Origin of the sequence: Roseibium album (genome assembly GCF_001404515.1) — a bacterium.
Taxonomy (GTDB): domain Bacteria; phylum Pseudomonadota; class Alphaproteobacteria; order Rhizobiales; family Stappiaceae; genus Roseibium; species Roseibium album.
Genome location: NZ_CXWE01000002.1, coordinates 510,979 through 523,314 on the forward strand (window position 1 = coordinate 510,979; position 12,336 = coordinate 523,314).

Sequence of the window (12,336 nt, forward strand, 5' to 3'; positions counted from 1 at the left end):
GGGTTCGTGTGAATGCGTTTGGATGAAACAGAAAATGTGGGCGATCACGGCTACGGATTGTTGAAATCCTATCAGCCATTTCCGGGTGTTTCCGATGAACTTCTGGATCCGTCCGGCAAGGTGCGGCCCGTTTGGCGTCCTTTTCTGGATCATCTGTCATCCATGAGCCCGGAAGACATCAGCGACCGGTTCGCGCGGGGGAACCAGTATCTGAATGACGCTGGTGTTTATTTTCGGCAATACGGTCAGAACGAAGCACTTGAGCGGGAATGGCCACTCAGCCATATCCCCGTGATCATAAGCGAAAGCGACTGGCAGATTATTGCAGAAGGCCTTGTTCAGCGGGCAGAGTTGCTGGAAAAGGTCGTCGGTGATCTCTATGGCGACAACAGGCTTGTGTCGGAAGGGTATCTTCCGGCAAGCCTGATTGCCGAAAGCACGGAATGGCAACGCCCGCTGGTTGGCATTACCCCGCCGTCAGACAACTTCCTTCATTTTCTTGCATTTGAAATCGGCCGCGGCCCCGACGGAACCTGGTGGGTTCTTTCCGACCGGGCACAGGCGCCTTCGGGCGCGGGGTTTGCGTTGGAAAACAGGGTTGCCACCGGACGCGTGTTCAATGAATTCTTCGCCAGGGCGAATGTCCACAGGCTTGCCGGTTTCTTCCGCCGGTTCCGCGATCATTTGCTGGATCTGCGCGGAGAACAGGACAGCCGGGTCTCGATCCTGACACCCGGCCCGCTCAACGATACCTATTTTGAACATGCCTATATTGCCCGCTATCTCGGATTCATGTTGCTGGAAGGCGAGGATCTGACCGTCGAAAACGGGCACTTGATGGTCCGCACGGTTGCAGGACTGAAGCCGGTCAGTGTCTTGTGGCGGCGGCTCGACTCGGCATGGACCGATCCGGTTGAACTCAACGAGGAATCGCATCTCGGCACGCCCGGCATGGTGCAGGCCGTCCGTGAGGGCAACGTGACGATGATCAATGCCCTGGGGACCGGCATTCTGGAAACCCGCGCCCTGCTCGCGTTCCTGCCGCGGATCTGCCAGCACCTTCAGGGAGAGGGACTGAAACTGCCGAATGTCGCCACGTGGTGGTGCGGTGAAGAGACGACACGTTCCTATGTGAAAGAGCACGCCGAAACCATGATGTTCAGCCCGGCTCGCTCAACTGCCCTGCCTTTCACTTCTTCGCAGACGGATTTCATCGGAAAGGACTCCGACAAATTCCGCAAAGGCATCCTTGAAAACTGGATAGACAGCGAAAAAGGCAATCTTGTTGCACAAGAGGCCGTCACTCTGTCGACAACCCCGGCCTATGACGAAGGCCTGCTTGTCCCGCGACCGATGAGCCTGCGCGTCTTTCTGGCGCGCACCCACAAGGGGTGGGAAGTCATGTCTGGAGGATTTGCACGGATCGGCAAGGGGGAAAGTGCCAGCGCGATCGCAATGCAGACGGGGGGATCGGCAGCCGATGTCTGGATTGTCGGTGAGCGTAAACCCTACAGGGAAACCCTGCTGCATCAGACCGAGTCTCCTTTCTTCAAATCACAACCCGGTTCGCTGCCGTCGCGGGCGGCGGATAATCTGTTCTGGCTCGGCCGCTATGTGGAGCGCGCGGAAGGCGCAGTGCGACTGCTGCGTGCTTATCATGCACGCCTGATGGAAACAGCGGACCCGGATGCACCTCTTGTGGCAAAGACAGCTGACTATCTGGACAAGATCGGTGTTCCACCGGAAAATCCTGTACCTGAGGGTCTGTGTGAGATGCTGCAATCGGCGGTGAACAGTGCCGGCAAGGTCCGGGATCGTTTTTCAGTGGATGGATGGCTGGCTCTCAACGATCTTGCGCAAACCGCCAATGGCGCAAGACGTGTCATGAACGAAAACGCCGATATTCCCCGGGCAATGAGCCTGTTGCTGCGAAAGATCACGGGTTTTTCCGGGTTGGTACACGAAAACATGTACCGGTTCACAGGCTGGCGATTCCTGAGCATTGGACGCGCGCTTGAGCGCGCAAATCGCATGACGGATCTTCTTTCGGTCTTCACCGGTCCGAACGCTCCGGAAGGGGCTCTGGAAATGCTGCTTGAAGTCGGTGACAGCGCCATGTCGATGAGCCGCCGCTACGCCGTTTCGCTAAGTCATGCAACCGTTCTGGACCTGCTTGCCATGGATCCCAAGAATCCACGTTCGGTCATTTACCAGCTGACGGACATGAAGGAACACATCAGCGTGCTGCCGGGCGCGACGGACCGTGGTTACCTGTCAGATCTGGCGCGCGCGATTCTCCAGGTTCACACCAACCTCGCCGTCGCAACACCGGAGACTTTGACGCCCGAAGCCCTGGAGGAAATCAAGGACCAGATCGCTTTCCTTTCGGTGGAGATTACCGATGCCTACATCCGGTAGTCTGAAAATCCACGGGTCAAACCTCAACATTAAGGGTGTAGCTTGCTTTACGACGTGAACCTGGAAATCACATACGACTACGCCAGCCCGGCCAACTCGGGGCGCCATGCACTTCGGCTGGTCCCCGCGACGGTACCGGGCGAACAGCATCTTGAGTCTTCCAGCATCAGGCTTTCACCGGGCCCGTCTGAGCGCCGGGACAGAATTGACTTTTTCGGCAATGCAGTCACCGATGTCGCCTACCGGAGACCGCATAGCGAACTGGTTTTCAGTCTGGCCGCCAGAATCAACCGGACGGCAACACCCGAAGAGTTCGATATCTCGCCACCCCTGAAAAGCCTGGGAAGGGAGCTGCGTGCAATACAATCGCTCAAGCCGGATGAACCCGTTCACTTTCTGACTGCCTCGCCGCGCCTGCCGCTTGCACCGGCGTTTGCCGTTTATGCCCGGCAACATGCGACCCCGGACATGAGCGCTATTTCCGCCGTCGAGACAATCGGCAGGGCCTTGCATGCTGATATGGACTTTGACGCGGATGCAACCACCGTCGACACACCTGCGCTTGAAGCCTTCGAACGCCGTCACGGCGTTTGCCAGGACTTTTCCCACATCATGATCGCCTGCCTCAGAAGTATCGGTATTCCGGCGGGCTATGTGAGCGGCTTCCTCAGGACTATTCCACCTGAAGGCAAACCGCGCCTGGAAGGCGCCGACGCGATGCATGCCTGGATACGCGCCTGGTGCGGCATGGATGTTGGCTGGATCGAGTACGACCCGACCAATGCCCTTCGGGTCGGACAGGACCATATCGTTGTTGCCCGAGGCCGGGACTACGGCGATACGGCTCCGGTGAAGGGTGTCCTGAGAACCTCAGGCACCCAGACCACCGACCACAAGGTAGATGTGATCCCGCGCTGACAAGGATTGTTGCTGGCATCCGGGCGCCTGTACCTGACCTGAAATCGACACTTACCGAATGGCGCGATCTTCGGCATCGAAGAAATGCATGCGCGTTTCATCGAACACGAGCCCGATCCGCGCGCCTTCCTCGATCGTGTCAGCACCGCTGATGCGCACGAGAATGGTCTCCAGACCATCAAGTGCGACATAGAGAAAGGTGTCCGCGCCGAGATATTCGGCAACTTCCACCGTTCCGCTGCAATGCCCTTCGCCGTCTCCGACAATCGACATGTGCTCCGGGCGAACGCCCAGCCGGACAGGCCGCTGCGGAAGTCCCGCATGCGGGTAGTGGCCTCCACCGTGACCCTGCAATGAAAACTGATCTCCTTCGACCGAACAAGGCAGCACGTTCATTTTCGGTGACCCGATAAATTGCGCGACGAACAGGTTGTCTGGCCGTTCATAAAGCTCGCGCGGCGAACCGACCTGCTCGATCCGTCCGGCCTGCAGCACCACGATCTTGTCGGCCAGCGTCATCGCCTCGACCTGGTCATGGGTGACGTAGATCATCGTCGTGCCGAGACTCTTGTGCAGACGCGCAATTTCGAAGCGCATTTCCACGCGCAACGCCGCGTCAAGGTTCGACAGGGGTTCATCGAACAGAAACGCACTCGGTTCGCGCACGATCGCGCGTCCGATGGCCACGCGCTGCCGCTGTCCGCCCGAAAGCGCTTTTGGACGCCGGTCAAGATAATCATCGAGCTTGAGAACTTCCGCTGCCGCGTTGACCTTGCTGTCGATCTCGGCTTTCGGAATTCCGGCCGTTTTCAGGCCGAAGCCAACATTCTCGCGAACGGACATGTGCGGGTAAAGTGCATAGGACTGAAAGACCATCGACAGTCCACGCCCTGACGGTGGCAGCGCCGTGACATCTTTGCTGTCGATCTCGATCGTGCCACGGCTCGTTTCCTCCAGGCCGGAAATCAGACGAAGCAATGTCGATTTTCCGCAGCCGGACGGTCCGACGAAGATGACGAATTCGCCCTCCTTGATTTCAAGGTCAATGCCCTTGATGACCTGTAGTTCGCCGAACCATTTCTCGACCTTGTTGAGCTGTATCGCGCCCATCTCTTGAGTCCTCCGGCTTCCTAAGCTGCTTGTTTCACACGTGTCGGCGATGCCCAGGTCAACCATATGGCTGCCGTCCAGGAGAAAGTGCCGCCTCCGGCGCCTGCTCCCGTTTCAGGGCTGAAATACTCAGCGAAGCCATTGGTTTCGATAAGACTCGCCGTATCGCGGCGGAGTTTGTCCGCACGCACGCCATCGCCAATCTCGGCAAATCCGCGGGCAATCATGTAGTTGATCATCGCCCATACGGGGCCCCGCCAGTACCTGAGCGGCTCGTAGCTCTCGTGATCTGGATCATAGGAGGGCATGAGGTAGCGTACCTTGTCCGAGATCCTGTCGAAATGACCGCACAGCGCCGTAAGCGTTTGCTGATCGGCAAGACCTGCATAAAGTGCCAGGAAAGACGCGCTGGAAATGCCATTCGTGTGTTTTCCGGATCGCCGATCCAGCGCGACATGTGCTTGCAAGTTGTCCTGCCAGAGAATTTTGGCACCTCTTTCCAAGCGCGTGATCCAGCCACGGATCTCGTCTGCATCAGTATCCTTGCCGAGCCGTTCGGCCAGCACGAGCAGGTCGCGGCAGGCACGAAGGAAAATAAAGGTCACACCGGGATCGGCCACGAAGAACGGACAGGTTCTGGCGACTTCCGCCGGGTCCCAGCCGACCTTACGGCAAGCAGCCATGATGCTCAGATAACGGTCATAGTCTTCCTTGTGGGGCCTCATGGCCGGATCGACATGAGATGTATCCTTGCGTTCGTAGGGTCCGATGTCCTTGACTTCTACTGCCCGAAGCGCGTCGTCCCAGTCCGGCAGGTTGTCCCTCCCCGACTCCCAGGGATGGATGACGGCAAGCAGGCCTTCGCCTTCCGGATCCCTGTAGGCAAGGAACCATCGGTGCCACGCCATGAGGTTCGGGAAGAGGGCTGCGGCACGGTCTTCCGATTTGCCGGATGTGTCGGCTTCGACGAGGTCCCGTATGACAGTTGCCGCGACAGGCGGCTGCGAATGACCGGAGCTCGGGATCTGTCCACCACTCGTTCCCCAGACCGAAGGGCCCGGAAAATAGCTCGGGTCGTCTTTTCTGAACAGGATGTGGGGCACCATGCCGTCGTGCCACTGTCCTTCGAACAGCATCTCGATCTCCCGCCAGGCCCGGTCCTGATCGAAGGTTGCAAAGCCCAGCGCAACAAAGACCGAATCCCAGTTCCACTGGTAGGGATAAAGCCCCTTTGTCGGCACCGTGTATCCGCCCTGGTCGTTCTCGATCAGAATGGATCTGGCTGTTTGATCTAACTCTGCGATTGACACAGAAATCTCCTTGGCCTTTCCGGCCGTTTCATTGTTTGCCTTAACCCTTCACACTGCCGGCCGTCAGGCCCTGCACAAGGAAGCGTTCGAACCAGAGGAAAATGACGAGGACAGGCACGGTCGCGATAACCGCACCCGCCATCAGGTGTTGACGAGGCACCTCGGAGGAATTCAGGGATACGACGCCCCGTGACAAGGTGAAGATGTCCGGATTGTCCAGGAACATGAAAGCGAACAGGAACTCGTTCCAGGCAATCATGAAGACGTATAGCGACACGGAGGCGAGCGCCGGCAACGACAGCGGCAACGTAATCTTGAGGATCACACCGACCCGCGACAGGCCGTCCATCAGTCCCGCCTCTTCCAGTTCGGACGGCAGCCCGCGGAAATAGCCCTGCAGCATGTAGAGCGCGACGGGTATGGTTGTCGCCGGATAGACGACCAACAGGCCGGTCAGCGTGTTGCGCAGACCGAGCTGCGAGAAGACCGCATAGAGCGGGATTACAAGCACGATTGCCGGGACCATGTAGATCAGGAGTACCGAGCGCGCCAGAAACGCCTGCCCGGGAAAGCGCAAGCGTGAAACCGCATAGGCCCCGGGCACAGAAAAGAGCAGCGTCAGAACCACGGTCGCGACCGAAACATAGGCGGACACCAGCAGGTAACGGCCGAAATTGAATTGTGTGAACAATTCGACATAGGACCGCAGCAGGCCGTCCAGTCCCTGCGAAAAATCAATCGAAAGGTCCAGCGGATTGGCCAGGAGCGTCTGCTGGCTTTTCAGGGACGTCATCACCATGACGTAGAACGGCAAGGCCACGATGATGGTGAAGACAACAAAGCCGATTCCCTTGGCAACACGGATATAGACCACTTCGCGTTCGTAGCGGCTCATCGGTCCGAGCCTGGCACCTGACAGGCAAACACTGGTTGCCCAGGTGGCACCTAGGACGAACAAGATCAGTGCCAGACCCTGCCAGACCGGCACGATACCAATTGGCAGATTGAACGGCGCGGCAAAGGACCCGATCATGAGGATCAGGAACAGCGTGATGGCAGACCATACCCAGGCGGGCATGCCGCTGCTTTTCTCCGAAGACTGCCGCCATACGAAGACAAGAGCGCTCGCCAGACCGGCAACCCCGGCTGCAGTTGCCTGTGGCAGTGCAACCTCGCCCGTGATCAGCGTCAACGTCACAGCGATGACGACGATTGCAGTAACACCCCAGACAAGGCCCGTGACGGCTGCAATCAGGATACTGCCCGGTCTCATAGCCCTTCCTCCTTCGGTGAAAAGCGGATGAACAGGGTTGCAAAGGTGACCAGGACGACAAAGACCACAACGGCCACCGCCGCGCCCGCCCCAAGATTGGAGAGCGCAAAACCCTGTTCATAAACATCGACAGTGAGTGTCCGTGTTCCGGCGTTGCCGCCGGTAAGCAGGAAGATGTCGTCGAACTTGTTGAAGGTCCAGATGAACCTGAGCAGAAACAGCACGGACAGGATGCCCATCAGCTGCGGCAGGGACAGGTACCAGAACTGCTGCAGCGGTGTTGCCCCGTCCATCTCTGCGGCCTCGTACATATCGGTGTTGATCGACTGCATACGCGCCAGAATGAACAGGAAGGACAGCGGGAAATAACGCCAGGCCTCGAACGCGATCACGGTCGTCAGCGCCAGCGGAAACTCCATCGGGATTCCGAACAGCGAATATTCGATTGCGCGTTGGCCGAAGAAATTGATGGGGTCCGCGACGACGCCCATCTTGGTCAGAAGCGCATTCACGGTTCCGGAAAACGGATCGAACAGGACGACCCAAGTGAAGGCCACCGCAATCACCGGCGAGACATAGGGAAACAGGAACAATCCCCGCACGAACCCCCTGCCGACAAACGTCGTATGGAGCAGCTGCGCAGCGAACAGGCCCAGCACCAAAGCACCCCCGGTTCCGAAGATCGTGTAGTAGAACGTCACCCGCAGAACCGACCAGAATTCATCCGCGCTGAAAATCCTCCGGAAGTTTTCCAGGGAGAAATCGAAATTGGTGAGGATGTTGTCCGCATCCCCTTCTATGACGGGCTTGCTTGCCCGTTCGGGTCTGTTGGCGGCAAGGAAAGCATCCGTTACCGTGCCTTCCAGTTTCAGCCGTTCGCGCCACCCCGGGTCAACCGTACCGATTGTGCAGGTCAGATCCCGTCCGCTCATCGCACAATCCTCGGGAAGTGCCGTCACGTTGAACCCTTCCGGCACCTCATCGGTCAGAACGACGTTGCGAACTTCCGCGTCCTGGGACGAATTGCGCAGGCGATACTGGATTTCCGCGCTGTCCCCGGCCGCCGCGGGTTTGCCGCGCACGCGCTCGTTGACCAGCACTGTGGGAGGACGCAGATCGGCAAGTTGCACCGGCTTCACGCTGATCCAGAAATTGGCCAGCAGCGGACCGGCAACAATTATCAGAATAATCGCAAATGTCGGCGCGAGCATCAGATAGGCCAGCCACATCTCACGGCGCTGCATGGGACCGATGCCTTTTGGCGGTCCGGACGAGTCCTGTTGTTGGTTCTGTGCGCTCATGGCTCTAGAGCCCTTTTCTGGAATAAGATGTCACTCGAATTCGAGCAGCGCCGGAACAAATCGTCCCCGGCCTCCCGCAAAGACGATTGCGGGAAGAAGTTCGTGTCGGGATCGGGCGCGGGCAAACTCCATGCCCGATCCGAAAGATTTGAAGATGGGAGCGATCCGCCCGCTCGCGGGCGGATCAGCACGTTTCCAGGCGTTACTGGATCTTGGCCAGCTCTTCGTTGAGCTTGGCAACGGTTGCAGCCGCATCCCGCTCATCATCGATGTACTCGCGCACGAGCCGGTTGATCACCTGGCTGTTGATGATCTTGGAGGCGAGCGAAAGCTGGCCTTCTGTGACACCCCATCGGCTGGCCGTGTCCAGACCGGCAACAATCGTCTTGATGGTCTCCGGATCATAGAGTTCGGTCAACGGTGCCTTGCGATCGACGCCGACCGGGAGCTTTGACCAGCCGTCGATAAATGCCGTTGCATTGTCCGCATTGCCGCGACGGATCGGGAACTTGCCTTCAGGCGCGATCGACAACGTCGACATGTAGCCGTCATCCATCGAGAATTCGATAAACTGCATCGCCGCTTCCGTATCCGCGTCATTGGTGATGCCGAAATAGCGGACGTCGCCCCAGGCTGCGCCATCGGGATTGGACGGTCCGCTCAGCGTGGTTACGACACCGGTCTTCGACGCCAGTTCCTTCGAAGTCGGATCGTCGGTGATGGTCGGTGGCGCGCTGTCACGCAGACCGGCGAGTTCATCCAGAATGAAAGGGGACCAGATGATCATTGCGGCTTTGCCGGCAAAGTAAAGTTCCCGCGACTGCTTCCAGAAAAGATCGCCCGGAGGAGAAGCCTTGGCAATTGCCTTGTAGAAATCCAGCGCTTCGATGGTTTTCTTTTCATCCAGCGCCTTGAAGCCGTTCCCGTCAACAGGCGTCACGCCGTTGGCGAGAAGAACATGCTCGAGCACCTGGCTCATGAAGTTCTCGTCGATCTTGGTCGCGGCAACGAAGGCGAACATTTCCGGTGGATTGTGCAGTTTCTCCACAGCGGCCAGAATGTTCTCGTAGCTGTCCGGAGCGGCCAGGCCATTCTCTTCAAAAAGGTCTTTCCGATAGACCACCATCTGGGTCCAGCCGTCGACCGGAACCGAGGCGATCCCGCCTTCCACTGCCGCCATTGCTACGGCACCGGGAGCGAAAGTGTCGGTCCCGAGCGCTTCAACCACTTCGGTTGCCGCTTCCGTATCCAGGATACCGGCTTCCGCCCAGGGCAAAGCATATTGCAGGGTGTGATAGATCACATCCGGCAGGTCGCCAGCCGCAAACGCAGCCGTGGCACGGGTGCCAAGATCGGATTCAGACACCGGAATGACGTCGACTTCAATGCCTGTCTTGTCCTTGAAGGCTGCCGCCAGTTCTTCCTGCTTGGCCAGACGCTCGGGTTGTTCCTCCGTCGTCCAGAAGCGCAGTGTGTCTGCTTCGGCCGCAGTCAACCCGAGCGCAAGCACGCCGGCGATGGTCGAGGCCAGGAATTTACTCCTCCCAAACATTTCATTCTCCCTTACTGCCAGAAAGTGGCTGTTGGTTCAGCCGGTTCCGGAGCGCAAGTGCCAGCGCTTCCGAGGTCATGGACGGTGCGCCGTCAGAGGCGCGCCGGATTAGTTTCGCCTTGGCAAGAGCCTGCAGACTTTGAGGTGATTTGCCGTCGAGCACGTCGATAAGCATGCGGGCAACCCGGCCGCCTGCTTCCTGTGCGCTCTGTGAAAACGTGGTCAGCGGCGGGTCGAGATACTCCCCCACGGGCAATCCGTCATATCCGATGACGGTTACGTCAGATCCTGCCTGAAGGCCGAGTTTTCGGCAGAACTGCACGGCACCTATGGCAAGCGCATCGGTCGCGCACAGGAGTGCCGTTGGCGGTGCATCCAGTGAAAGTAGCGTCTCCGCACCCTTGAAGCCGCCTTTTTCGCTGATCGCCTGGAGTGTTTCGAGATCCTGGTCGTGTGCCAGTCCGAGAGCTTCCAGTCCTTGCCTGTAGCCGTCGCGGCGTTGGCGGGCAAAATTCAGGTCAAGCGATCCACCCAAAAACCCTATTCGCTCATGGCCAAGACTGTAGAGATGCCGGACGCCATCAGCGAAGGTTGTCTCGTTGTCGATATCGAACCATGCGTAGCTGGACGGATCGCCGGTTCGTCCATGCGCGACAAACGGGAATTTCTGTTCCATGAGGTAGGCAATACGCGGGTCGTCGACTTCCGTTCTTGTGACGATAAATCCGTCCACTTTCCGCCGCGCGATAAGCCGTTTCAACGTCGTGATCAGGTGTTCGCGCGAATGTGCCGTTGTCACCAGCAGATCCAGGCCAAGTTCATCAAGAGCTCGCGCGATTCCATCAATGAATTCGGCCAGGAACGGATCCGCGCCATTGCCATGCCCGACAGGGATCACGATGCCAAGCGTATCCTGCCGCCCACGCTTGAGGTTTCTTGCCGTCGCTGACGGCTGGTAACCCAGCTCTTGCACGGCCTTCAGGATTCGCTTGCGGGTATTTTCCGAAATGTCCGTGTAGTTGTTGAGGACGCGCGAAACGGTTCCCTTGGCAACGCCGACATGGCGAGCCACATCGTCAATCGTGACGGAACCGCGAAGACGCGACATATTTCCTCCCTATGGGCATTTGGTGCCCGATTTCGACCGCATGCGGAATGAGATCCGAAACGGCATTTATTGAAAATAAGTGTCACAAAACCGGTTTTGTAAGTCAACAAAATCGGTTTTGTGACGAAAGAAAAGATTTTTCGCATTGCGGCAACGTGCTGGCGACAAAGCAAAACCTTGTTGAAACTTGTTTCGGAAAACAGGGGTTATGGATGGTTCCTTGAGGCAATCTGAAGCCAACCAGCGACGACACCGGTTCGGTCAGTCGTATTCAGGCTGACCATTCCTCATTGCGGCACACTGTTTGCGTGGCTGCACCAGGCTGGGACCTGTTTCCTGCTCTCAATCTTCACACAGTCATCCCAAGCGGCAATGAGAAAAGAAACCGACCTTGCCGTCTTCCGGTCCATACGAGGCTCAAAAGGGAACGGAAGAAACCAGTATGATGTTGGCATAGGGTGTGACTTCGCCCGTGCGCACGACAGCCCGAGCCTGCTGGCTGCGTGCCTTGAAGTCATCATGCAATACACGGACCTGCTCAATCGGCTTGCCGGTTTCCGCCTCCCAGTGCGCCAACTTCACCTCGATCCTTGTAACCAGCTCCGGCCCCGCTTCTTCGGCAAAAATCGCCTTTTCGACGATCAGTTCCCTGGACAGCGCATCGAACACATCGAAAAAGCTTGGGATTCCGGGCGAGACTGCCAGGTCGATCACTCTGACATTGGGCGGCACAGGAAGCCCTGCATCCGCGATCACGATCTCGTCCATGTGCCCGAGCGAGGCCACGAGCTTGCTGAGGTGACGATTGAGGAGAGGCGTGCGTTTCATGGCATTCACTTCAAGCTTTTTCAGTCTTCCGGAGCGCGCCGGAAAAGTTTTTCATCGGCCAGCCTAACCCTTTCCTGAACAACCGCCAACCCGATCGTGTCGCCACGACAACCGCTCCGTATTCGCTCATCTTCGGCAGTCGGATCATCGACCGTTTCAAGGTCTTGGGTGTCGGCAAAAATATCGCCACGGAAAGCCTTTCCAAGATTTCTACCGCATCGAATTGCCGGCTTGCCCACCCTCATTAAACAACCCAAAGTTTTGTTTGAATCTGGCATCAGGCGAATTGGCGAGAGATTAAACTTCTGACCAGTTTTGTACAAAGAATCGTAACCCGGCTGCTTGAGCAAACTGCTGAAAGAACCGGACTGCGAAAGAGCGAAAAGAAATCCAGTTCACTTTTGCGAAGACGGAATCAGACGGACGCCGAGTGGGAAAATGAGGTCCAGGCGTTCATCAAGGAACACAGCAAACGGTTAAAGGACATGCCGCCCGACCCTAGAAGAAGCTATCCCGCC

At 57.8% G+C, this 12,336-nt stretch carries 10 protein-coding genes; 2 read left to right on the plus strand and 8 right to left on the minus strand.

Annotation, left to right across the window (positions count from 1 at the left end; genetic code table 11):
• Positions 1-12 precede the first annotated feature (12 nt).
• Both LA5095_RS07570 and LA5095_RS07575 read left to right on the plus strand, forming a co-directional pair.
• Complete coding sequence (locus tag LA5095_RS07570; RefSeq protein WP_055113578.1) at positions 13-2,418, plus strand: circularly permuted type 2 ATP-grasp protein; 2,406 nt, start codon at positions 13-15, stop codon at positions 2,416-2,418.
• 42 nt (positions 2,419-2,460) lie between these two features.
• On the plus strand, positions 2,461-3,336 hold the full coding sequence (locus LA5095_RS07575; RefSeq protein WP_055113580.1) for a transglutaminase family protein: 876 nt from the start codon (positions 2,461-2,463) through the stop codon (positions 3,334-3,336).
• Between the two features lie 51 nt (positions 3,337-3,387).
• Here LA5095_RS07575 and LA5095_RS07580 read toward each other — a convergent pair whose 3' ends face one another.
• From LA5095_RS07580 to LA5095_RS07615, 8 genes are all read right to left on the minus strand, one after another.
• A complete protein-coding gene (locus LA5095_RS07580) occupies positions 3,388-4,446 on the minus strand; it encodes an ABC transporter ATP-binding protein (RefSeq protein WP_055113583.1) in 1,059 nt (352 codons plus the stop codon).
• Between the two features lie 20 nt (positions 4,447-4,466).
• Positions 4,467-5,756: an MGH1-like glycoside hydrolase domain-containing protein gene (locus tag LA5095_RS07585; protein ID WP_055113585.1), complete on the minus strand. Its 1,290-nt coding sequence runs from the start codon at positions 5,754-5,756 to the stop codon at positions 4,467-4,469.
• 40 nt (positions 5,757-5,796) lie between these two features.
• Positions 5,797-7,029 (minus strand): carbohydrate ABC transporter permease, encoded by a 1,233-nt coding sequence (locus LA5095_RS07590; protein ID WP_055113587.1) that lies wholly within the window; start codon positions 7,027-7,029, stop codon positions 5,797-5,799.
• Positions 7,026-8,330 (minus strand): carbohydrate ABC transporter permease, encoded by a 1,305-nt coding sequence (locus LA5095_RS07595; RefSeq protein ID WP_055113589.1) that lies wholly within the window; start codon positions 8,328-8,330, stop codon positions 7,026-7,028. Before LA5095_RS07595 ends, LA5095_RS07590 begins: the two co-directional genes overlap by 4 nt.
• A gap of 202 nt (positions 8,331-8,532) precedes the next feature.
• Entirely contained in the window at positions 8,533-9,882 is a 1,350-nt protein-coding gene (locus LA5095_RS07600) for an ABC transporter substrate-binding protein (protein ID WP_029064740.1), read from the minus strand.
• A 1-nt stretch (position 9,883) separates the two neighbouring features.
• Positions 9,884-10,990 carry a LacI family DNA-binding transcriptional regulator gene (locus LA5095_RS07605; protein WP_055113591.1) on the minus strand — a complete coding sequence of 369 codons (1,107 nt, stop codon included), beginning with the start codon at positions 10,988-10,990 and terminating at the stop codon, positions 9,884-9,886.
• Between the two features lie 417 nt (positions 10,991-11,407).
• Positions 11,408-11,818, minus strand: a complete 411-nt coding sequence (gene rbsD / locus LA5095_RS07610) for a D-ribose pyranase (protein WP_055114270.1) — start codon at positions 11,816-11,818, stop codon at positions 11,408-11,410.
• Between the two features lie 20 nt (positions 11,819-11,838).
• Positions 11,839-12,168, minus strand: coding sequence for a hypothetical protein (locus LA5095_RS07615; protein WP_144435920.1), 330 nt, complete (start codon positions 12,166-12,168; stop codon positions 11,839-11,841).
• Positions 12,169-12,336: the final 168 nt, after the last annotated feature.